Annotated in this window: 20 protein-coding genes and 1 tRNA gene; 7 read left to right on the forward strand and 14 right to left on the reverse strand. The window is 71.9% G+C overall.

The genetic code is table 11. The annotated features are described in order from the left end of the window. Positions 1-143: 143 nt before the first annotated feature. Positions 144-1,640 carry a M48 family metallopeptidase gene (locus tag AB0I38_RS15005; protein ID WP_358467134.1) on the reverse strand — a complete coding sequence of 499 codons (1,497 nt, stop codon included), beginning with the start codon at positions 1,638-1,640 and terminating at the stop codon, positions 144-146. An 80-nt stretch (positions 1,641-1,720) separates the two neighbouring features. Here AB0I38_RS15005 and AB0I38_RS15010 point away from each other — a divergent pair, with 80 nt between their 5' ends. Then, positions 1,721-2,941: a deoxyguanosinetriphosphate triphosphohydrolase gene (locus tag AB0I38_RS15010; RefSeq protein ID WP_358467720.1), complete on the forward strand. Its 1,221-nt coding sequence runs from the start codon at positions 1,721-1,723 to the stop codon at positions 2,939-2,941. A 24-nt stretch (positions 2,942-2,965) separates the two neighbouring features. Here the strand turns inward: AB0I38_RS15010 and AB0I38_RS15015 are convergent, their stop codons facing one another. Next, positions 2,966-3,820: a M23 family metallopeptidase gene (locus AB0I38_RS15015; protein WP_358467723.1), complete on the reverse strand. Its 855-nt coding sequence runs from the start codon at positions 3,818-3,820 to the stop codon at positions 2,966-2,968. A gap of 167 nt (positions 3,821-3,987) precedes the next feature. Between AB0I38_RS15015 and dnaG the strand changes: the two genes are divergently transcribed. Both dnaG and rpoD read left to right on the forward strand, forming a co-directional pair. Further along, a complete protein-coding gene (dnaG, locus tag AB0I38_RS15020) occupies positions 3,988-5,829 on the forward strand; it encodes a DNA primase (protein WP_358467136.1) in 1,842 nt (613 codons plus the stop codon). Positions 5,830-6,537: 708 nt separating this feature from the next. Then, the gene (gene rpoD, locus AB0I38_RS15025) at positions 6,538-7,641 is read left to right on the forward strand and encodes an RNA polymerase sigma factor RpoD (protein WP_358467138.1); all 1,104 of its coding nucleotides are present in this window, start codon (positions 6,538-6,540) and stop codon (positions 7,639-7,641) included. Between the two features lie 138 nt (positions 7,642-7,779). Here the strand turns inward: rpoD and AB0I38_RS15030 are convergent, their stop codons facing one another. Genes AB0I38_RS15030 through AB0I38_RS15060 form a run of 7 tightly spaced genes read right to left on the reverse strand, consistent with a single transcriptional unit; the run spans position 7,780 to position 16,094 of the window. Beyond that, entirely contained in the window at positions 7,780-8,589 is an 810-nt protein-coding gene (locus tag AB0I38_RS15030) for a glutamate ABC transporter substrate-binding protein (RefSeq protein WP_358467140.1), read from the reverse strand. After that, the gene (locus tag AB0I38_RS15035; RefSeq protein ID WP_436838748.1) at positions 8,586-9,941 is read right to left on the reverse strand and encodes a hypothetical protein; all 1,356 of its coding nucleotides are present in this window, start codon (positions 9,939-9,941) and stop codon (positions 8,586-8,588) included. Before AB0I38_RS15035 ends, AB0I38_RS15030 begins: the two co-directional genes overlap by 4 nt. Positions 9,942-9,943: 2 nt before the next feature. Further along, positions 9,944-10,579 carry an FHA domain-containing protein gene (locus tag AB0I38_RS15040; protein ID WP_358467144.1) on the reverse strand — a complete coding sequence of 212 codons (636 nt, stop codon included), beginning with the start codon at positions 10,577-10,579 and terminating at the stop codon, positions 9,944-9,946. Continuing rightward, positions 10,579-11,871: a vWA domain-containing protein gene (locus AB0I38_RS15045; protein WP_358467146.1), complete on the reverse strand. Its 1,293-nt coding sequence runs from the start codon at positions 11,869-11,871 to the stop codon at positions 10,579-10,581. Before AB0I38_RS15045 ends, AB0I38_RS15040 begins: the two co-directional genes overlap by 1 nt. Continuing rightward, positions 11,864-12,796 (reverse strand): PP2C family serine/threonine-protein phosphatase, encoded by a 933-nt coding sequence (locus AB0I38_RS15050; RefSeq protein WP_358467148.1) that lies wholly within the window; start codon positions 12,794-12,796, stop codon positions 11,864-11,866. The genes AB0I38_RS15045 and AB0I38_RS15050 overlap by 8 nt, the downstream gene beginning before the upstream one ends. Next, positions 12,787-14,928: a tetratricopeptide repeat protein gene (locus tag AB0I38_RS15055; RefSeq protein WP_358467150.1), complete on the reverse strand. Its 2,142-nt coding sequence runs from the start codon at positions 14,926-14,928 to the stop codon at positions 12,787-12,789. Before AB0I38_RS15055 ends, AB0I38_RS15050 begins: the two co-directional genes overlap by 10 nt. Then, positions 14,925-16,094, reverse strand: a complete 1,170-nt coding sequence (locus AB0I38_RS15060) for a hypothetical protein (protein WP_358467152.1) — start codon at positions 16,092-16,094, stop codon at positions 14,925-14,927. The genes AB0I38_RS15055 and AB0I38_RS15060 overlap by 4 nt, the downstream gene beginning before the upstream one ends. Before the next feature lie 175 nt (positions 16,095-16,269). On the opposite strand from AB0I38_RS15060, the gene AB0I38_RS15065 reads away from it, so the two are divergent. From AB0I38_RS15065 to AB0I38_RS15075, 3 genes are read left to right on the forward strand one after another with little or no spacing between them, the layout of a single operon-like run. Then, positions 16,270-16,428: a hypothetical protein gene (locus tag AB0I38_RS15065; protein ID WP_358467154.1), complete on the forward strand. Its 159-nt coding sequence runs from the start codon at positions 16,270-16,272 to the stop codon at positions 16,426-16,428. Positions 16,429-16,460: 32 nt separating this feature from the next. Continuing rightward, positions 16,461-17,735 carry an amylo-alpha-1,6-glucosidase gene (locus AB0I38_RS15070; RefSeq protein ID WP_358467156.1) on the forward strand — a complete coding sequence of 425 codons (1,275 nt, stop codon included), beginning with the start codon at positions 16,461-16,463 and terminating at the stop codon, positions 17,733-17,735. Then, positions 17,732-18,202 (forward strand): hypothetical protein, encoded by a 471-nt coding sequence (locus AB0I38_RS15075; RefSeq protein WP_358467158.1) that lies wholly within the window; start codon positions 17,732-17,734, stop codon positions 18,200-18,202. The genes AB0I38_RS15070 and AB0I38_RS15075 overlap by 4 nt, the downstream gene beginning before the upstream one ends. A gap of 41 nt (positions 18,203-18,243) precedes the next feature. On the opposite strand, the gene AB0I38_RS15080 is transcribed toward AB0I38_RS15075, so the two are convergent. Continuing rightward, positions 18,244-18,570 (reverse strand): YtxH domain-containing protein, encoded by a 327-nt coding sequence (locus AB0I38_RS15080; protein ID WP_358467160.1) that lies wholly within the window; start codon positions 18,568-18,570, stop codon positions 18,244-18,246. 125 nt (positions 18,571-18,695) lie between these two features. Between AB0I38_RS15080 and AB0I38_RS15085 the strand changes: the two genes are divergently transcribed. Next, positions 18,696-18,767: transfer RNA gene (locus AB0I38_RS15085), tRNA-Asn, on the forward strand. Positions 18,768-18,863: 96 nt separating this feature from the next. On the opposite strand, the gene AB0I38_RS15090 is transcribed toward AB0I38_RS15085, so the two are convergent. The 4 genes from AB0I38_RS15090 to AB0I38_RS15105 all read right to left on the reverse strand — a co-directional run bounded on the left by AB0I38_RS15090 (position 18,864) and on the right by AB0I38_RS15105 (position 21,490). Continuing rightward, positions 18,864-19,310, reverse strand: a complete 447-nt coding sequence (locus AB0I38_RS15090) for a winged helix-turn-helix transcriptional regulator (protein WP_358467162.1) — start codon at positions 19,308-19,310, stop codon at positions 18,864-18,866. 47 nt (positions 19,311-19,357) lie between these two features. Then, complete coding sequence (locus tag AB0I38_RS15095; protein ID WP_358467164.1) at positions 19,358-20,518, reverse strand: thiolase family protein; 1,161 nt, start codon at positions 20,516-20,518, stop codon at positions 19,358-19,360. A 64-nt stretch (positions 20,519-20,582) separates the two neighbouring features. Beyond that, on the reverse strand, positions 20,583-21,365 hold the full coding sequence (locus AB0I38_RS15100) for a thioesterase family protein (RefSeq protein WP_358467166.1): 783 nt from the start codon (positions 21,363-21,365) through the stop codon (positions 20,583-20,585). After that, the gene (locus AB0I38_RS15105; RefSeq protein WP_358467168.1) at positions 21,362-21,490 is read right to left on the reverse strand and encodes a hypothetical protein; all 129 of its coding nucleotides are present in this window, start codon (positions 21,488-21,490) and stop codon (positions 21,362-21,364) included. Before AB0I38_RS15105 ends, AB0I38_RS15100 begins: the two co-directional genes overlap by 4 nt. Positions 21,491-21,784 lie beyond the last annotated feature (294 nt).

A 21,784-nucleotide genomic window follows, 5' to 3' on the forward strand; every position in this document is an offset into this window, starting at 1 on the left:
TACGCGACACGGCCGCGGGGCATGCGGTTGCTGCGCGGGGAGGCTCGCCATTGGGCGAGCCGATGAACCGCGAACCTCAACGCGACCTCCTCCTCATGGGGTAGTCGCCGTTGGAATCCACCGCCTTCAGGCGGGGGAGGATGTCAAACGGGCGCGTGCCGTACCCGCTGGGGGTCCGGCACGTAGTCGTGACGCACGCCCTGGTCGCCCAGCCACTGCCGCAGCCCGGCAACGGCCGGCGGGCCGGCCGCGACCTGGGCCGCGTACTCCGCCAGCGTGACCTCCTCACCGTCCTCGAACAGCAGGCGCGCCGGGCCCGACCAGGACAGGGTCCAGCGCGCCTGGCCGTGCTGGATGAGCACGGCCTCCAGCGCCTGCCCGAGCACCGCGGCCAGCAGCCTCTCGGAGGACTGCCAGCCGAGCTCGCGCAGCCGCTCCTCCAGCTCCGCCTGCCGGCCCCGGGCGATCGCCTCGAAGGCCGCGTCGAGGTAGGGCCGGTCCGCGCCCACCACCCGCCGGCCCGCCTCGGCCAGGTCGTGCAGCGCCTCGGCGTTGCGCGTGGAGTACGTCCCCTGGGCCACCAGCTCGTCCCACGACACCGGCCGCAGGTTCAGGACCTCGGGCCGCCACATCGACCGCTCGACCGCCTGAGCGGCCGCCGTGGCGTCGCGCAGCAGGGTCTCCGCCGGGCGCGGGTCGGGCACGTGCTCCGGCTCGGGCAGCGACTCGATCGCGGCCAGCCGCTCGGCCAGGCTCGGATGCGAGTCGTACGGAGAGGTCTCGGCGGGCCGCTCGGCCAGCCTGGCGATGTCGGCCTGCCTGACCGGGTCGCTCACCATCGCCTGGAACCCGCTGAACACCATCGCCGGACGGCAGCCGCCCGCGCCGGTCATCGACAGGTAGTCGGCGGTGAAGAGGTCCCACGCCGTCGCGGTGCCGTGGATCTTGTGGAGCGCGCCGGCCATCGCCTGGCGGCCGCCGACGGCCACCGCGAGCCGGTCGGCCTCCAGCTCCTGCCTGCGCGAGACGGCCTGGGAGAGCCGCAGGTAGAGGCGGGCGTACAGCGCGAAGAGCCGCCGGATGACCGGATGCCGGTCGAGGGCCGCCACGGTCGCGAGCAGCGCCACCCGCCCCCGGTAGACCGGGGCGCCCAGCCGGGTGTGCGCGCCGCTGTAGTGGCCCAGCTCGTGGCCGAGCACCGCCCGCGTCTCGTCGATCGTCAGCGTCCGCAGCAGCGGCAGCCCGATGAACATCCGCCGCCGGGTGGACCTCAGCCCCAGGAACCGGGTGTCCTCCGAGACCGCGGCGTTGACCTCGGGCACCAGCCGGATCTCGTCGGGCGGGGCCGTGCCCACCCGCCGGGCCAGATCGTCGACCGTCTGCCAGAGCGCGGGCTCCTCCTCCCGGGTGACCGCCACGCCCGGCTGCCCGCCGTCCTCGCGGCGGCCCACCACGACCAGGACCCGCACCAGCACACCGGCGGCCAGGGTGAACGCGATCGCCGCCCGCAGCCCGTTGAGGTGAAAGTCGACCACCAGCAACACGTCGAAGAAGACGGCCGCCGCCACGACCAGGCCGGCGAGCAGGTAGAAACCCGCGAGCAGCGCACAGGCCAGCACCGCACGGAACGCTGTCGTCATGAGGCAGGGCTCCCGGGGAAGGGGTTCTCGCGAAACCTGACACTAGCGGAGACCGAAAGGTGGATAAAATCACTGCACTAATGGCCCGCTACGACGAGCACGACCAGGCACGATGGGTTCCCGAAGCACCCGGCAACCCCGAGCGCAGCGCGTTCGAACGCGACCGCGCCCGCATCGTGCACAGTGCCGCGCTGCGCAGGCTGGCGGCCAAGACGCAGGTGGTCGGCCCGGTCGAGACCCTCGGCGGCGGCCAGCACATCCCGCGCACCCGGCTGACCCACTCCCTCGAATGCGGCCAGGTCGGCAGGGAGATGGGCGCCACGCTCGGCGTCGATCCCGACCTGGTGGAGACCGCCTGCCTGGCCCACGACCTTGGCCACCCGCCGTTCGGGCACAACGGCGAGGTCGCGCTCAACGAGCTGGCCGGCCCCTGCGGCGGGTTCGAGGGCAACGCGCAGAGCCTGCGCCTGCTCACCCGGCTGGAGGCCAAGGTGCTGACCGAGGACGGCGGGAGCGCGGGCCTCAACCTGACCCGCGCCGCGCTCGACGCCTCGATCAAATACCCCTGGACCTGCGAGAAGTCACCGAAGTTCGGCGTCTACGACGACGACCTACCGGTCTTCGAGTGGATCAGGGAGGGCGCGCCGCCCGGCAGGGTGAGCTTCGAGGCCCAGATCATGGACTGGGCCGACGACGTGGCCTACTCCGTGCACGACCTGGAGGACGCGCTGCACTCCGGCCACGTCACCCCCGACGCGCTGATGTCGCCGATCGAGCGCAGGCAGGTGTGCGAGCTCACCGCCTCCTGGTACGCCCCCGACACCGACCTGGGCGAGCTGGAGGAGGTCTTCGGCAGGCTGATCGCCTCACCGCTCTGGCCGCGCCGCTTCGACGCCACCTTCGCCGACCTGGCCGGGCTCAAGGCCCTCACCAGTGGCCTCATCGGCCGTTTCTGCCGGTCCGCCGAGACCGCCACCAAGGACGCCGACGTCGCGCGGCACCGCGCCGACCTGGTGGTGCCCCGCACCACGCAACTGGAGTGCGCCCTGCTCAAGGGCATCACCGCCCACTACGTCATGACCACCGACGACCACCACGCCAACCAGGCGAGGCAGCGCGAGCTCATCACGGAGCTGGCCTCCCTGATCACCCTCGGCGCGCCGCGCACCCTGGAGCCGGCGTTCCGCCCCGACTACCTCGGCGCGCCCGACGACGCCGCCCGGGTCCGCGTGGTCATCGACCAGATCGCCTCCCTCACCGACACGTCGGCCGTCACCTGGCACCGGCGGCTTTCCGGATGACCGTCCGCCGCCGCCCGGAGGAGCTCACGTCGGATCGACCGTGATCGGGTCGGGAGTCTCCTCCTCGGGCTCCTTGGTCGGCTTGACCACCTTCTTCGACGTGCACTGGACCGTGCAGCGCGGCGTCTCGCCCAGCCTGCCGCGCAGCGCCATCGTCTCGTCCCGGGGGGAGAGCGTCCGGTTGCCCGACAGCCAGGAGTCGAGGTAGTTCCACGGGTTGACCATGCCCCGGCGGACCCACCAGGAGGAGGAGCCGGTCTTCCACGAGATCGCGAAGTACAGGTTGGTGCCGGTGTCGCGGGCGTTGCCGGACGAGCCGACCCGGCCGAGCAGCTGCCCGGTGCCGACCCGCACGCCGGGCCGGATGCCGTCGGCGACCGCGTCGAGGTGCCCGCCGAGATAGCGGACGCCGTCGTCACCGATGATCGTGACGAACCGGCCCTCGCGGTGGGCGCCCGCGTCGGTCGTGGGGACCCACCGGTTCCTGGTGTTGACCTCGTCCACCACGCCGCTGACGGGCGCCACGAAGGCGCATCCCCGGGCGGCCCAGATCGTCGTCTTGGGCAGCGTGAGCAGTTTGCGCTGGTAGCTGACCCGGCAGCCCTGGACGGGGAAGGTGTAGGTGTGCTTGGACAGCTTGGGCGGCGGCACCTTGACCGGGGCGTCTCCCTTGGGCGGCGCCACGGGCGCCTGCCGCGACGGGGCCACCTTGGGGATCGTCGCGGTCACGACAGGGGTGGCCTGGGTGGCCTGCGTGGGCGGGGCCGATTCGGGCGACTGGGCGCTCACCCCTGCCACCCCGGGAGCCTGGGCGCAGGCGCCGGTCAGTAACACGGCGCCCGCGGCGGCCGCCAATCGTCCTATCTGCCCCGAAAGCATGATCTCCACCCGTGTCACCGTATACAGCGCGAGCTTTACCTTTGTAGCCGACGAGGGCAACGGGGAGGACACGTTTTCCGCTTTACGGTCCTTGAGGTGATATCCAACTCTCTGTCCGGTGGACCGGGAGGCGGGGAATGTCGGCCGGCCGCAATAGACTCACCGGCGTGGCTGGCCGTATCCGTGACGTCGACATCGCGCTCGTTCGCGAGCGATCACCCATCGCCGAGGTCATCGGCGAGCACATCCAGTTGCGCAACGCCGGCGGTGGCAACCTCAAGGGGCTGTGCCCGTTCCACGACGAGAAGAGCCCGTCCTTCAACGTCACGCCCGAGCGGGGGATGTACTTTTGCTTCGGCTGCTCCGAGGGCGGCGACGTGATCACGTTCGTCGAGAAGATCGAGCACCTCGGGTTCGGTGAGGCCGTCGAGCGGCTCGCCCAGCGGGCCGGCATCCAGCTCCAGTACGAACAGGGCGGCTACGTGCCGCGGCGCGACCACGGCGAGCGCGCCCGGCTGGTCGAGGCGCACAAGGCCGCCGCCGAGTTCTACGCCGGCAAGCTGCTCGGCCCCGACGCCGCCGTGGGACGGCGGTTCCTGTCCGAGCGTGGGTTCGAGCGGGCCGACGCCGAGACGTTCGGGGTCGGCTTCGCGCCCGCCGAGTGGGAGGCGCTGGCCCGCCACCTCATGGGGCGCGGGTTCACCGCCGACGAGCTGATCAAGGGCGGGCTGGTCAAGGAGGGGCGGCGGGGGCCGATCGACCGCTTCCGCGGGCGGCTGATCTGGCCGATCCGCGACGCCACCGGCGACGTGATCGGCTTCGGGGCCCGCAAGCTGCTCGACTCCGACGACGGGCCCAAATACCTCAACACCCCCGAGTCGCCGCTCTACAAGAAGAGCCAGGTGCTCTACGGCATCGACCTGGCCAAACGTGAGATCTCCAAGCGGTCCCAGGCGGTGATCGTCGAGGGCTACACCGACGTGATGGCCTGCCACCTCGCCGGGGTCCCGACCGCCGTGGCCACCTGCGGCACCTCCTTCGGCGAGGAGCACATCAAGATCCTGCGGCGCTTCCTGCTCGACCAGGCCGAGTTCCGCGGTGAGGTGATCTTCACGTTCGACGGCGACGCGGCCGGCCAGAAGGCCGCCCTGCGGGCGTTCGCCGACGAGCAGAAGTTCGTCACCCAGACCTACGTGGCGGTGCAGGCCGACGGGCTCGACCCGTGCGACCTGCGGGTCAAGCAGGGCGACGCGGCGGTGCGCGACCTCATCGCCAGCCGCGAGCCGCTGTTCCAGTTCGCCCTGCGCGACACCGTCGCCCGCTACGACCTCCGCAGCAACGAGGGCAAGATCGCGGCGCTCGACGCGGCGGCGCCCATCGTGGCCGCCATCAAGGACGTCGGCCTGCGCAAGCGCTACGCCATCGACCTCGACCGGTGGCTCGGGTTCATGGACGAGCGGTTCGTCATGCAGCGCATCGCCGAGGTGGGCGGTGCCCAGCGCGGGCGTCCTCAGCCGGTGCGGCGGGCCGCGCCGCTCGATCCGGGCGTGCGGGTGGAGGCCGAGCTGCTCAAACTGGCCGTGCAACGCCCGGCCCTGCTGGGGCCGCGGTTCGACGCGCTCGAGCCGCAGGCGTTCACCGCGCCCGACCACGTGACGCTGCATCAGGTGATCGCCGCGGCCGGCGGCACGGCCGCGGCCGGCCACGGCGGCAGGGAGTGGGTCGAGCGGTTGCTGGAGCACGCGCTCGACGAGGTGGCGCGGGTGCTGGTGACGCGATTCGCCGTGGAGGCGATCCAGGCCGACTCCCACACCGAGGAGCGTTACGGCGCGGCGATGCTGGCGGCGATCGAGGCCATCGCGGTCGACCGGGCCATCGCGCAGGTCAAGTCGCGCATCCAGCGGCTCAACCCGGTGGACGAGCAGCAGGAGTACAACCGGCTCTTCGGTGAGCTGGTCGCCCTGGAGCAGCAGCGCCGGGTGCTGCGAGACCGGGCCGCCGGCAGCTGAGCCATCGCGGGCGGTCCCGTGACGCCCGCAGCTGAGCCATCACGAGCGGTCCCGTGACGCCCGCAGCTGAGCCATCACGAGCGGTCCCGTGACGCCCGTAGCCGAGCCATCGCGAGCGGTGCCGTGACGCCCACAGCTGACGCGGGGCGGTGCCGTGACGCTCGCCGGGCGGCCAGGGTGGACCGATCCAGAGATGCAGCGGGGTCCGTGATGGTGATACGGGCGGCCGTATCAACCCTCCCGATGGCACCGGCGAGGATCTTCGCCGGGCCGCGAGTAAGGATCAACTATGCGGGGAACGCGGGCCGTACAGAAGACCGCTGAAGGGGCGCGCGTGGCGCAACCGCCGGTGCGAGGCCAAAGTGGCATATCTGGGTGGTTGTGCCAGAAAATTTTTCTCATCAACGCCGCGAGGCCGGTCAGCGGGCCGCGAAGGGCCTGGCAAAAGCCCTGGTAGGCGGCTATCCGGGCAAGCTGCGAAGTGCGTCCGGCCGAACTCGTGGCCGGGCGCGCGCAAACCGGATCGCGTAATTGACTTTACTTTCCTGATCAAACTTCGGCCAAACCTGTAATAGATCTCGATTTGGTAATGCCCAACGCCTTACCTTCGGTGACAAAAATGGGTCTGCCATTTTATGGAACCAATCCTGCAGACTGTGTCCCGTGGGTGCATCGGTGCTGCCAAGTGGACCGCCCTCCGTAGATCAGGTGGCGGACCTCGTCGCGAAGGGAAGGGAGCGCGGAAGCGTCACCGTCGATGACGTCGCGGCCGCGCTTGACCGATCCGAGCTGCCGTCCGACGCGCTGGAACGCGTCGTGCGGATGCTCGCCGAGAACGGTGTGGAGGTCCTCGAGCCCCAGGGCGACGAGGAGACCACCCGCGCCGATGAGGAGGATGTAGGCAAGCGGGCGCCGACCAGCGATCTGGTCCGGATCTACCTCCGGGAGATCGGGCGAGTGCCGCTGCTGACCGCCGAGGAGGAGGTGGAGCTCGCCAAGTCGATCGAGGCCGGTCTGTTCGCCGAGGACAAGCTGACCAACGGGATCGCGCGTCTGGCCTACCCGGAGTTCAGAGAGCTCGTCTGGCAGGGGACGCGGGCCAAGCAGCGCCTCATCGAGGCCAACCTCCGGCTCGTGGTGTCGATCGCCAAACGCTACGTAGGCCGCGGCATGCTGTTCCTGGACCTCATCCAGGAGGGCAATCTCGGTCTCATCCGGGCGGTCGAGAAGTTCGACTACACCAAGGGCTACAAGTTCTCCACCTACGCCACCTGGTGGATCCGGCAGGCGATCACCCGGGCGATAGCCGACCAGGCGCGCACCATTCGGATCCCGGTGCACATGGTGGAGACGATCAACAAGCTGGTCAGGGTCCAGCGCCAGTTACACCAGGACCTCGGTCGCGAGCCCGTGCCCGAGGAGATCGCCAAGGAGATGGACCTGCCGGTCGATCGCGTGGTGGAGATCCAGCGCATCGCCCAGGAGCCCGTGTCTCTGCAGTCGCCGATCGGCGAGGAGGACTCCGACCTCGGCGACTTCATCGAGGACGCGGACGCGGTCGTGCCCATGGAGGCCGCGGCCTTCATCATGCTGCAGGATCAGCTCGACGACATCCTGGCGACGCTGTCGGAGCGTGAGCAGCGCATCATCCAGCTGCGCTTCGGCCTGGCCGACGGGCATCCCCGCACGCTGGAGGAGGTGGGCAGGGAGTTCGGCGTCACCAGGGAGCGCATCAGGCAGATCGAGTCGAAGACGCTGGCCAAGCTCCGCCACCCGACGCGGGCGCAGATGCTGCGCGACTACCTGGACTGAGCTTCCACGCCGACGTGCGGCGGGCCCGGGCCCGCCGCACGTCGGCGCGTTTCAGCCCGCTGAGCGGAGCGGTCCTCTCCTGCGAGCAGCCCTCGAACCGTTGAGCAGCCCCCGAACCGTCCGGTGCGGTCCTCTTCCCTACGAGCAGCCTTCGAACTGGGGCACGGCGATGATGGACAGGTCCAGCCCGGCGGCGCCGAACCATTGGTGGAACAGCCGGGAGGCGGTGCCGTCCTGGTACATCGCGGTGATCGCCCGGTTGACCGCCTCGCAGCCCTCGACGTCGCCCTTGCGCATGCCGACGCCCGACCGCTGCTCGTTGAACTGCGCGTTGACCAGCCGCAGCCCGGTCCCGTCCTGGGTGGCCAGGCCCGCCAGGATGACGTCGTTGGTGGTGATGGCGTCGACCCGGTCCGCCTTGAGCGCGGCCAGGCAGGCGGCGTAGTCGGGCACCGGCACGACCTGGGCCGCCACCTTGCGCTCCTCGACCACCCGCTGGGCCGCGTTGGCGCCCTTGACCTCGCAGATGCGCCGCCCCCTGAGGTCGCGCACGTTGCGGATGCCGGTCTCGTTCTTGCGCACCAGGATGTCCTGGTAGGAGATGTGGTACGGCCCGGCGAACAGCACCTTCTGCTTGCGGTCCATGCTGATCGTGTAGGTGGCCACGACGAGGTCGGCCGTGCCGGAGGTGAGCACCCGCTCGCGATCGGCCGCCAGGACCGGCACGAGCTCCGCCTTCTTGCCGAGCTTGCGGGCGATGTAGCGGGCCACGTCCACGTCGAAGCCCTCGAACGTCCCGTCGGCCTTGCGCTGGCCGACCGAGGGCAGGTCCGGGCGCACCCCGATGACGACGGTGTCCTTGTCCAGGGCCGACTTCTGCCCGCCGGTGCCGCAGGACCCGGCGAGCAGCGCGGCCACAGCCAGCACCACCAACGGCAGCCGCTTCATCTGTACTCCTTCAGCCGGGGCCAGACTCCCGCGAGGACCAGCAGGCCGATGCCGCCGATCGCGAACGGGAGCAGCCGCCACAGGTTGTCCAGCGCGCTCTCGCCGGAGCCGACGGCCCGCTCGAACACCGTCTGGTGCCGCTCGGCGATGGCCAGCAGCGTCTTGTCGTAGGCGTCGAACGCCTCGCGCACCGGACCCAGCCGGGCGGCGACCGCCTCGCTGTTCCGGCCGCTCACCGCGAGCTCGCGGAACTTCGTGTCGGCGGCCTGGAAGGCGGTGTACGCCTCCAGTGCCCGCCGGCCGTCCGCGCCGCCGAGTTGCGCGCCCATCAGGCCGAGGTAGCCCTCGCTCCCGCTCCGGACCGCGGCGTGGTAGGTGTCGAGGTTGCCGGCCGGCAGGTAGAACACGGTCTGCGCCTTGTCCAGGTAGGTGTGCTCGTAGGTGTCGGCCCGCACCTTGTCCAGCAGGAAGCGGCTCTGGTCGCCCTGCATGCTGTTGCTGATGGCCCGCGCCCTGGCCACCGTCAGGATCGAGTCGAACCCTTGGGACTTGGCGGTGCGCAGGTCGCCGGTGTTCTGCCCGAGCACGTTCATTCCGGTGACGAGCGCGATGGCGGTCACCAGCGTGGCGACCAGCAGCGCGGGCCCGAACACCCGGCGGAACCGCCGGGTCAGGAAGACCTGCAGCCAGATCAGGCAGCCGAGCGCCAGCAGCCCCGCCACGACCACCGCGGCCCGCACGGCGGGCACCGTCACGTTCTTGTCGTCGTAGGTCTCGCGGACGATCGTGCCGTTCTCCAGCGTCAGGTTGTACGCCTGGGGCAGCAGGACTCGCCGCATCAGGTCGGTGGCCTGCCGGTAGATCTCGACGACCTCGTCGGGAGGCGGCCCGGCGGCGTGGCCGGCGCGGGTGTCGAGCAGCAGCGCCTGCCCGGCCAGTCGCTCGTAGCGGCCGAGCCCGTCGAGCACCGACTGCACGGTCTGCCGCTCGGCCGGGTTGTCGCCGGACAGCTCGAACGCCTTCATGAGCGCCTGGTTGGCCTCGGAGCGCCGCTGCTCGTACCTGGCGAGGGCGGCCTGGCGCTGCTGGCCGTACTCTCTGCCCATCAGCAGGGCGTCGGCGACCTGGGCGTCCATGTCGCTGAGCCCGAGATACAGGCCCGCGGTGGCGACGACCTGGGGGCCCGCGTCGCGTCCGATGACCCGCAGCCCGTCACCGGCGCTCGCGCTGCCGACGGCCAGCGCGGCGAAGAGCAGTGCGAGCGAGGCGACCGTCACGCCGGTGATGACCCGGATCCGGGCGGGCACACTGTGGCGGCGGGCCGGCGCGGCCGGGGGCCGGGTCTGGACCATGGTCACGGCGTGCCCTCCCGGATGGTGATGACGGTCCACGCGCCGACGTGGATCCGGTCGCCGGCGGCCACGGGGACGGGCACGTTGACCGCGACCGGCCTGCCGTTGACCCGAGTGCCGTTGGAGGAGCCGGGGTCCACCAGCGTCCACGAGCCGTCGTGCTGGGCGAGCAGCACCGCGTGCAGGTGGGAGACGCCCGGGTCCTCTGGCGGGCCGGTCAGGTCGATCTCCGGCCGGGCGTCGCGGGCCCGGCTGCGCCGCCCGACGCGCACCTGCTCGCCGGCCAGGGCGAAGGAGCGTTCGGGGCAGTACGGCGGGAACGCCACGGCGCTCGCGTCGGGCCCGCCCTGGGCGATGATCTCGTCGTAGTAGGCGCGGTCGGCCGCGGTGACCGCCTCCCAGCGGGCGCCGGTGGACGGCACCTGAACGGGTGTGCCGCCGCTGTAGTCGTGGCCGCACACCTCGCAGAACTGCCCGGCGCGCGGTGTCCGGCAGATCGGGCAGCTCTCGGCGGCCGCCTCCGCTGGAGCCGACGCGGGCGAGGCGGAGGTGGAGGCCGGGGCGCCGGACATCTGGGTGCCGCAGGTGTCGCAGTAGTCGTCGGCACCCGACGCGTGGCCCTGGGGGCAGGTCGCCATCAGCGGCCCTCCCCATCCTTGCGCAGCCGGCTGGTGCGGACGGAGCCGGTGTCGAGCTCGATCTCGTCTGCCTTGTCCACGCCGCGGCGCAGCCGGGCGGTGCCGCTGTGCGGGTCGACCTCGACGACCTTGTCCAGCAGCCGCGCGGTGTCCGAGCGGCCCGACTCCGTGGCCAGCTGCCTGGCCTTGGCCAGGCGGGCGGTCGCGACCTCGACCTGACCGGCGGCGCGCGCGCTCAGGCCGTCCTGGATCAGCTCGTGCAGCTCGGCCTGCCCGGTGTAGTGGGCGACCTTCCGGTTGATCTGGGTCGAGGCGGCCAGGTCGTCGGTCCACTGCGCGAGGACGTTGCCGCTGGCGAGAACCTCCTGCGTGTCGGGCCGCAGCAGCTTCACCCAGCCGGCCCGGATCTCGCTGCCGACCTGGCCGGGCGGCACCTCGACGCACAGGTGGTACTCGCGTTCCTCCGCGCCCCAGGAGCCGGTGGGGTAGTCGCCGGTCAGCGGGTTCACGTCGGTGCGCTTGCCGGTCAGGTCGAGCAGCGTGGGGGAGACCTGCTTGACGAACTTGAGCGTCGCGGTCTGCGGCACCCACACCCGCATCACCAGCTCGGCAACGGTCTTGCTCATCGACGTCTTGGTGATCTTGCGGAAGAAGTCGGCGAGGTCGCCCTGGTTTCTGACGAAGTCGAAGGTGCCGAGCAGCGCCTCGGCGACCTTCCGCAACTCGCCGGGCACCCAGTCGGCGCCCACGCCGAGACTGTCGCAGACGAACGCGCCCTCGCAGCGGGCCAGCGCGGCGGCGAACACGTCGGCGCGCTCGTTGTTCTGCCCGTCGGTCATCAGGATGGCGTGCCTGATCGCGTTGGGGTGCGCGGCCAGCAGGTCGGCGGCCAGCAGCAGCCATTGCCCGATGGACGTGCCGCCGTGGGCGCTCAGCCGCCCGATCGCGTTCTGCGCCTCCGTACGGGTGGCGCGCGAGGCGCGGACCAGCTGCCGGCCCTGCGGATAGATCACCCTGGCCGTGTCGGTCCCGGACACCACCGCGAAGAACACGCCGTCACGCAGACTCTGCACGGCCGTCGACGCCGCCTGCCGCGCCTCGCGGATCTTCCCGCCGCTCATCGAGCCCGACGTGTCCACGATGATCACTTCGGCGGCCTCGGCGGGGGCGGCGGACGTCGTGGTGACCGCGCCGGTGGAGCCGATGGTGAGGATGGCGTGGACCTCGCGCCCGTCCGTGGACAGGAACTTGTTCTGGTCGATGTGCAGACTGAAGGTGGGCTGGTCACCCATGCGGTCCTCCTAGGGGGATCAGGACGATGGTCACGTTGTCTTGCCCGCCGGAGTCGAGCGCGTGGCGCAGCATCGCGCGGGCCATCTCCAGCGGGGTGCCGGACCGGGGGAAGGCGTATCCGCCGAGGTAGCGCCAGAGGCCGTCGCTGCAGACCAGCAGCAGGCCCGGTCCCGCCGGGGTCAGGGTGCGCACGCGCGGCTCGACGTCGCCCGCGTCGGCACCGAGCCAGGCGGTGATCTCGCCGGTCGGCGCGGCGTCGTCCTCGGTCAGCGGTTCGCCGGTCGGCTCCGTGCCGTCCGCGGCCGGCGGCGCGCCGACCGGACGGGTGTCGTCGGTGGTCAAGGGCTCGCCGACCGGGCGGGTGTCGTCGGTGGCCAGGGGCTCGCCGGCGGGCAGCCAGTAGGCGCGGGTGTCGCCGGCCCAGCTGATCGTGATCTCGCCGCCGGTGACCACCGCCGAGACGTACGTGCAGGCGGGGGCGTGGTCCACGGAGCTCGCCAGCTTGGTCACCGCTCGCCCGGCCAGCTCGAACGCCTCCCTGGCAGGGGCGCCGCGGGCCAGGGCGGCGGCCGCCGTCTCCACGGCCACGGCCGAGGCCTCGTCGGCGCGCGGCGAGCTGCCCACGCCGTCGCAGACCACCGCGACGGTCGCCGTGCCGGTGGACAGCAGCGCCATCGCGTCCTCGTTGCGGGCCCGGCGCAGGCCCTTGTCGGTCACCCCGGCCGCGCCGCCGGGGAGCTCGATCTCGGCATGGTCGCGGCCGGTGGGCTGGCGCAGGCCGCACCGCTCGCAGTAGCCGTCGGCGTCCACGGCGGGCGCGCCGCAGCCGGCGCAGGCGGGCGCGTCGAGCCGCTGGCCGCACGCCTCGCAGAAGGAGTCTCCGGCCAGCACCGGAGCCTCGCAGACCGGGCAGTTCACAGCCACGTCCTGGGGCGTACGGCGTTGGCCTGGTCGATGAGGGCGTGCCGCTCATCGCGGGAGTCGGCGGCGACGGCCAGCTTGCGGAAGATGCCCTCCAGCCGTTTGCGCACGCCGGGCTCGGTGAAGGCGGCGCCGGCCACCTTCAACCCGGCGGGCGGGGAACCGGCGGTGCCGAGCCAGGCGAGCGCGGTCTGGAGCACCTCGGCGGTCATCGACTCGCGGCGGCGCGGGGCCAGGTCGGGCAGGCGGTCCAGCCGGTCGGCCGCGGCGGTCAGCTGCTCGGGCCGGACCGTGTCCGGCCGGGCCTGCCTGGCGACGGACGCCACGAGGGCGAGCTGGGCGGCGACCCGGTGGCTCGAACTCGCGGGCACCTCGTCGAGCACCGCCACCCGCCCGGCCCTGGCCAGCCCGAAGGCGGCGCTGACGTGGCCGTGGTCGGTCCGCCACACGGTCTCGTACCAGCGGACCGGGTCCTGGCCGGAGCACTCCAGGGCGAAGGCCAGCGCCAGCTTGGCCGCCAGCTCGCCGGGCAGCAGCGAGACGCACGCGTCGAACAGCGGGACCGCCCGCGCGGCCTGGCCCTGGGCCAGCGCCAGCACGCCGCGGTACCAGGTGACGCGCCAGTCGCCGGGCAGTGTCCGCTCGGCCTCGTCCAGGGCCTGGACGGCCTGGTCGGAGCCCTGTTCGGCGAGCAGCCTGGCCCGGGTCAGCAGGGTCTCCGGCGACTTGGGCATCGCCGCCACCTGGGCGACGAGCTCCTCCGGCTCGTGGCCGACCAGACCGGCCAGCGCGCCCGCCGCCGGATCCGCCGGGTCCGCGAGCGGCACCGGCAACGCCTCGGCCGCCGCACGCGGGTCGAGGGGGTCGAAGATCGTCCGCGGGTCGGCGGACAGCGCCGCCCCCGCCGCGACCCGCTCGGGCCCGAACAACGGGGAGTGGGCGGGGTACGGCACGCCGTCGGCGATCGCGCTGACCTCGCGCAGCACGCCGACGAGCTGAGCCTCCATCTCCTCCGCGCTCTGGAACCTGGCGTTCGGATCGGCCGCGGTCGCCCGCCGGAGCAGCCGCGCGAAGGACTCGTTGCCGCAGTCGTCCGGCAGCGGGGCGGGCACGCCGCCTTTGGCCGGGCTGAACGACGGGATGGCCAGCACCGCGAGCGTCCTGGCCACCGTGTAGAGGTCGGAGGGCACCGACGAGGAGTGGGTGTCCAGCTCGGGCGCGTGGTAGCCGACCGTGGCCCACGACGTGCCGGGCGGCGAGCCGAGCCGCTGCACCGCGCCCAGGTCGATGAGCTTGAGCCGCTTGCCCACCCGGATCACGTTGGCGGGCTTGAGGTCGCAGTAGACCAGGCCCTGCTCGTGCAGGTAGCCGAACGCGCGCAGGATCTCGCGCCCGTACATGAGGGCCTCGCGCAGCGGCAGCGGGCCTTGGCGGCGCAGCTCGTGCAGCGACTGGCCGCCGACGTACTCCATGACGATGTAGCCGAGCCCGGCCGAGCGCTGGAAGTTGAAGATCTTGACGATGCTCGGGTGGTCGACGGTGGTGAGGAACCTGCGCTCGGCCTCCGCCGCGGCCAGGGCCTCGGCGTCGGCGGTGTTGAGCAGGCCCTTGAGGACCACCCAGCGGCCGTCCAGGTTCTCGTCGGCGGCCAGGTAGATCCAGCCGAGACCGCCGTGGGCCAGGCAGCCCAGCACCCGGTACTGGGCGGCGACCAGCTCGTCCTTGCCCAGCTTGGGGGTGAAGGAGAACTGCGTGCGGCAGTGCGGGCAGAACCCGTCGGGTAACCCGGGCCGCCCCTGCCGGGACCGTCCGACCGGCTGTCCGCAGGCCGGGTTGGCGCAGAACCGCTTCTCCTCGGCCACCTGCGGATCGGCCATGACCGCGCTCGCCGGGTCGCGGTAGGGCACCGAGGGCAGGTCGGAGATCTCGGCGAGCACGCCCGCCCGGGACCGCCCGCTGCTGACCGGGCTGGTCATGGGCCGGCTCACCGGCCGGGTGTGATGCGAGTCCACCGCCGGGGACGACGAGGAGGCCGCCGCGGCCGGCGCCGCCGCGGCGCTCTCCGCGTGACCGCACAGGTCGCAGTAGCCGTCCTCGATGGTGCCGGTGCAGCCGGTCTGCCGGCAGTTGGTCATCGTCCACCTCCGTTGATCGAACGCTGGTAGAGGTCGACGGCCTCGGCCGCCTTCGTCAGGTCACAGGGAGCGGTCCACAGGAGTGACCGCGCCCGCTCGTACAGCCGGGCGGCCTCCGGGTCCTCGGCCCGGCCCTTGCGCACCGCCATCGCCTGGCAGGCGCCGAGCCGCCCGCGTAGTTCGTCTCGCCGGGCGATCAGCCCGAACAACGCCTTCGCGGTGGTCCGCGCCTGGCCGGCCGCCTCCTGCGCGGCCCGCTCCAGGGCGGTCAGCCGGGCGGCCCGCCGCAGCCAGCCCTCGGTCGAGACGTCGAGGGCGTCGAGTTCGCCGGTCAGCTCCGCCATTCTGCTCCTGGGGCCGGCCTGCGGGGGAAGAGCGATCTTGACGACGACCGTGCCGTGGGCCAGCCGGGCGTCGCTCTCCGCGGCCCGCACCCGGTCGAACGCGGCCGCCAGGTCCTCGCGCCGCCTGCCGTACTCCTCCCTGACCCGCAGGGCCTGTTCCAGGTCGGCGCGGCAGCGGGCGAGCAGGGTGGTGATCCGGTCCAGCTCGTGTTCGGCCGGGGGCGAGCCGAGCGGGTCCTCCAGGGCGGCGGCGCGCATCCGGCCCAGTTCGCCCGCCGTCAGGTCCAGGTCGAGCGGCTCGCCGAGCCGGTCTCTCAGGCCGGTCACCGTACGCAGGTCGGTGGCCGCGGCGTCGAGGCCGGGGAGCGAGGCCGACCAGGCGGTGTCGATCTCGGCCAGCGCGTCGGTGGCCTCCTGGAAGGCCGCGTCCATCCGGAGCACGGCCTGGTCGAGGGTGAGCCGCTCGTCCGCCTCGGGTAACAGCGAGCGCTGCTCGACGGGCCTGGCGGCGGCCTTCAGCACCACGGACGGCCCGGCGAGCAGCGCCGTCAGCTCGGCCAGCTGCTCGGCCCCCATCCGGCTGCGCGTGGCCCTGATCCGCTCGGCTTCCCGGAGCACCCCCCGGTAGGCGTCGTAGAGCACCCAGAGGGTGGCCAGCGCGGCCTGCGCCGAGGCCCACCGCCGCTGGGTCGCCCCGCGCAGGGACGAGCCCTTGAGCAGTTGGTACGTGGTGTGCGATTCCAGGTCGAGCAGGTCTCCCGAGATGCGGTCACGCTCGTCGGCCCGGGCACGCAGCGCGTACTCGGCGCCCTCCCTGCTCATGGGTGGTCCCAGAGTCCTCACGCTCCCCGTGAACCGGGTCCCCGACACCCGCTCAACCCGGACAACGGCAGATGCGTCGGATTGGTTCCTGCGTAGTACGGCGGACCCTGACTTGTCCCTGATTCAACCCTGACTCACCTGCAGATGACTTAAATGATCTCTTATCGTCACGGATATGGGACGCATACTCATCATCGCCGCGGTGATCGTCGCCGCGCTCTTCCTGCTCGGCCCTCTCGTGGGCTTCGTCTTCACGCTGCTCAAGTGGGCGCTCATCCTCGGCGCCGCCGCGCTCGGCGTGGTGCTCCTCACGAAGTGGTTCGCGAGGACATAGCTTCCGCCCGCATACCGGCGCATAGTGGGTTGATGGAGGCGCGGCCCGCGGTCGACGACGCCGCGCTCGGGCGCGAGGCCCTTTCCGTGCTCGATGCGAACTGGACGGGCGCCGCCACCGTGCCCGCGCCAGGGCTCTACCCGCACCAGTGGAGCTGGGACTCCGCCTTCATCGCCATGGGGCTGGCCCGGTACCGCCCCGACCGCTCACGCACCGAACTGCTCAGCCTGCTGCGGGGGCAGTGGGCCACCGGGATGGTCCCGCACATCGTCTTCCACACCCCCGAGGCGTACTTCCCCGGGCCGTCCGTCTGGCGCTCGCACGACCACGACGCCGCGCCGCGGCTGCTCACCTCGGGTCTCACCTCTCCGCCGCTGCACGGGCTGGCCCTGTGGTGGATCTACCGGCACACCGGCGACGCCGACTTCGTCCGGCGGGCCTACCCGGCGCTGGCCGCCCAGCATGGCTACCTCGCCGCCGCGCGCGACCTGGGCGGCGCCGGGCTGGCCGCGATCGTGCACCCCTGGGAGTCGGGCATGGACGACAGTCCCGTCTGGGACTCCGCGCTCGCCGCCCTGCCCGAGATCAGGTACGGCTACCGCAACGTCGATCTCGACGAGCGGCATCCGGACAGCGACCACGACCGCTACGTCTGGCTGGCCCTGCGCTACCGCAACGCCGGCTACCGGGCCGAGTACCTGCGGGACGAGCACCCGTTCGCCATCGAGGACCCGATGTTCAACGGGATCTGGCTCGCCTCCTGCCAGGCCATGGCCGAGCTGGCGCCGCTCGCCCAGGCCGATCCCGCGCCGCACGCCGAGCGGGCCGAGCGCATCAGGCGGGCCCTCCTCGACCGTCTCTGGGACGGCTGCTTCTACGCCCGCGACCTGCGCGCCGACCGGCTCATCCGGGTGCGCACCGTCGGCGGGTTCGGCCCCCTGCTCGACCCGGGCCTGCCGGGCGAGCACGTCAGCGCGGTCGTCGAGATCCTCGAATCGGCCCGGTTCATGGGCGCGACCGGCTACCCGGTGCCCAGCTGCGAGATCCGCGCCACCCAGTTCGACCGCACCCGCTACTGGCGCGGCCCGTCGTGGGTGAACACCAACTGGCTGCTGCGCCGGGCGGCCGCCGTGCACGACCTCGGGCCGCTGCGCGAGCAGCTCACCAACGGCACCCTGCGCCTCGTCCGGCAGGCGGGCTTCCGCGAGTGCTTCGATCCGTTCGACGGCAGCGGCCGGGGGTGCCGTGACTTCTCCTGGAGCGCGGCGCTCACCCTGGACCTGCTCGCGGATACCGTTGGGGCATGAGCTTCCTGCGCCGCCTGCCGTCCGACGTCCGCAAGAGCCTGGCCATCGAGCCCGGGGAGCGGGTGCTGACGTTCGCCGGCGCCGACGGCGGCTACGTGGTGGCGACCACCCTGGCGCTGTTCCTGTCCGACGGGACCCGCGTGCCGTACGAGACGATCGACCGGGCGAGCTGGGACGACGACGGGCTGAGGGTCGTGACCGCCGACGGTGAGCGGCGCCACGAGCGGGTCGGCGAGCCACGGCTGCTGCCCGAGACCCTCCGCGAGCGGGTCAACTCCACGATCGTGGTGAACAAGCGGGTCGTGCTGCCTCGCGGCGGGGTGCGGCTGGTCGCCCGGCGCCGGCCCGGCGGCGAGGTGCTCGGCTGGACTCTCGTCTTCGACGACGGTCTCGACCCCGACGACCCCGGACTGCGCGCCCAGGCGGAGCAGGCCCTGGAAGGAGTGCGGCGCAGCATGGGCGTGTGATCGCACACGCCCACGCCGCGCCGGTCGTCAGTAGCCGGTGGTCAGTAGGGGATGCCGGTCTTGCTCGCCTTTTGTTCGGACTTGTGTGGTTCGGGTTGGCCCTTGGGCCAGCCCGTGCCGTCGTCCGGACGCTCCTTGTCGCCCAGGAACGGGATCCGATGGTGCAGTGTGTCACCCACCCTGTGTCTGGCCACGTCGGCCGCCTTCGACACCTGCGCGCCGACCACTCCCGCGGCCCCCTGGACCCTCGGGTTGTCCGCGACACGCTGGGCCGCTTGTTTGATCTGTTCATAGCGTTCGCGGCCGGCCTTGCTGCCCAGCACGTAACCGGCAGCCAGCCCGACAACGAATGTCATTCGATAGCGCATTTTGCACCTCCGCTGTCTCCGGCTCTACCCCGATCAGGATGCGACACGCACTCCCCGAGTGCGCTAATGTAGTCGTGCGCCGACCGGAGGGGCCCAAACCCCTACCAGGCAGCGCAGATGTTCGATCCCGCGTAGCTCAACGGCAGAGCAGCCGGCTGTTAACCGGCAGGTTATAGGTTCGAGTCCTATCGCGGGAGCTTCACCAAAAGCCTTACAGCTCAGGCCCCCTTCCTTGATCAAGGAAGGGGGCCTGAGTCGTTCCGGGAGTCGGCGAGGGGCGCCGGTGCGGGGCATCAGGAGATCAGGGCACCTCGGCCCGTGGGCGTGTGGGCGCCCACCCGGGCCTCGCCGCCGCAGTGGCGGCAGATCAGCAGGGGGTCAAGGGGCTCGCCACAGGAGTGCCGCCACCGGACGGGAGGATCGTCGGGGTGCAGGTGACGGTCGCCCCACTTCATCAGGGTGATCAGGACGTCGCACAGCTCCACGCCGGCGGGCGTGAGATGGTACTCATGCCGGACGGGATGATCGTTGTAGCGTTCGCGCTGGATGACCCCGCCCAGCTCCAGCTTGCGGAGCCGGGTGGTGAGGATGTCGCGCGGCGCGCCGGTGTTGCGGACGATCTGGTCGAAACGCCGGATGCCGTAGCTGAGCTCGCGAATGGCGAGGAGGCTCCACCGCTCGCCGACCAGGTCCAGGGTCTCGGCGATGGAGCACTCGCGCGGTTGTGCGTCCTTCGGCATGCTGCGCAGCTTATCCGGGGTAGATGCCGGGCCTGACCGGGTCGTGATCAGAGCCTCTCGATGACGGTGGCGTTGGCCATGCCGCCGGCCTCGCACATGGTCTGCAGGCCGTACCTGCCGTCGCGGTCCTCCAGGGCGTGGAGCAGGGTGGTCATGATGCGGGCGCCACTGGCGCCCAGGGGGTGACCGATGGCGATCGCCCCGCCGCGCACGTTGACCCGGGACGGATCGGCGCCGGTCTCCCGCGCCCAGGCCAGCACGACGGAGGCGAACGCCTCGTTCACCTCGAACAGGTCGATGTCCGAAAGCGTCAGGCCGGCGCGGGCCAGGACCTTCTCGGTCGCGGGGATGATCGCGGTCAGCATGAGGAGCGGGTCGTCGCCCACGACGGCGAAGGAGTGAAAACGGGCGCGCGGCCGTAGCCCGAGCCGTTCGGCGGTGTCGGCGCCCATGACCAGCACGGCAGCGGCGCCGTCGTTGATCGGGGAGGCGTTGCCCGCGGTGATCTCCCAGCCGATCTCCGGGAAACGGGCGGCGATCGCCGGGTCGTAGTAGGCGGGCTTGAGACCGGCGAGGATCTCCGGCGAACTGCCCGGGCGGATGGTCTCGTCGACGCCGGCCCAGGCGACCTCCCGGTCGAACTCGCCGTTCTTCCAGGCCTCGGCGGCGCGCCGATGCGACTCGCACGCGTAGGCGTCCAGTTCCGTCCGGGACAGGTTCCAGCGGGCGGCGATCAGTTCGGCGCTGATGCCCTGCCCGACCAGCCCGTCCGGGTAGCGCCGGGCCTGCATCGGGCCGAACGGGTCGCTGCCCGGCAGGATGGCCGAGCCCATCGGGACCCGCGACATCGACTCGACACCGCAGGCGATCGCGATGTCGTATGCCCCGCTCCGCACGCCTTGCGCGGCGATGTGCAAGGCCTGCTGGGACGAGCCGCACTGCCGGTTGACGGTCATGCCGGGCACGCTCTCGGGGAACCCGGCGGACAGGACGGCCGTACGGGTGATGTTGACGGCCTGCTCGCCGACCTGCGTCACGACGCCGCCGATGACGTCGTCCACCAGCACCGGGTCGATGCCCGCCCGTTCGACCAGCGTCTGGAGTGTGCGGGCGAGGAGGTCGGCGGGATGATCGTCGTGCAGCACCCCTCCCGGCTTGCCCTTGCCCACCGGAGTGCGAACCGCTTCTACGATCACCGCGTCCCGCATGATCCTGCCTCCATTTCGTCGTCGAACTCGCTGTGCCGGGCTGAAGAGAACAAGGCTCACTCCTTCACATGGGGCGTACCAGGCGCAGTTGCCTGGCACTGCCGAGATGGTCGCCGTCCGGTCCCCAGGCGTCGATGCCCTCGTCGACCCAGCCGTCGGCGCTCGCCCGATGCGTACGGGCACGCAGCAGGACCCACGGCGAGGCGGTCCGCTGGAGTCCGATGGCGGGCCTGACGGCGAACTCCACGGTGGGAAGGAGCGCGAGCTCCGACAGGACGGCCGCGTAGGAGGGCGCCAGGCCGTCCAGCAGGAGTGTCAGCCGGTGGACGTCCGGCGGCTCGTCGTCCTCCAGCAGCCTGATCCACGCGGTCAGCTCGGGCTCGGCGCCGCCCGCGTACGGCCGGTTCGGGCCGACGGGACGGATTTCCATGGAGGTGGAGATCGCCACGAACTCGGGCGGGATCGTGAAGACCTCGCAGTCCTCTGGCGGCGGAGCGGCGGGCGCCGATGGGGTGACAGGCGGCCAGGATGCCCGTCGCGGCGCCGCGAAGATCGCCGAGGCGTCGACGTGGACCCCCTTCTCCGTCACGGCCCGCGCGGCGAGCGCGGTCATGGTGCGGCCGGTTCGTTCCTCCGGGACCTCGATCCTGAACTCGCCGCCGAGCGGCCGAAGGTAGCGGGCCGTGACGTTCTGGAGCAGCGCGCCCGGTGCCCGTTCCGCCATCGCGGTGGTCAGCAGGGCGAGGGTCAACCCACCGTGGACGCCGCCGAAACCCCGCAGATGCGCGCCGGTCTCGATCAGATCGTCCAAGGGCGCCGCTCGCAGCAGTGCGCCGGGAGGAGTCACGAGCCGCTCCGGGCCGGGTGCGCGCGCCCGGGGCCGGTCCGGCCGGCGGAGACGAGCAGGGCCGTGAGCACCACGGCGTAGGCGTTCAGGACCCAGAGGGCGGCCGGAGTGCCTGGGGGACGCAAGAGCAGCCTCCGAGTTTGATTTTCCAACTAACTGGTACGCGGACGATATCGCAGTCAGTTGGAAAGAACAACTGACCCGCGTAGTCGTCATCGCCGGGAAGCGCCTTTCCGCTGTGCGTCCTGTTGATCCCTGATGCCGAGTGGTGATGTCACGCTTTGTAGCTTTAAGGTCACGCGATTTTCCATTTGCCGGGACAAACCCGGGATCACGAGGAAGGATGGGGAAGCCGTGCCCGAGTAGGGCGCGGTAGCCGCGGGCATCCATCTGGGCGGTGTGGAAAGGGCGCCGCCGGC

It is taken from the genome of Nonomuraea cavernae, from assembly GCF_040655715.1.
GTDB classification, from domain to species: Bacteria; Actinomycetota; Actinomycetes; order Streptosporangiales; family Streptosporangiaceae; genus Nonomuraea; species Nonomuraea cavernae_A.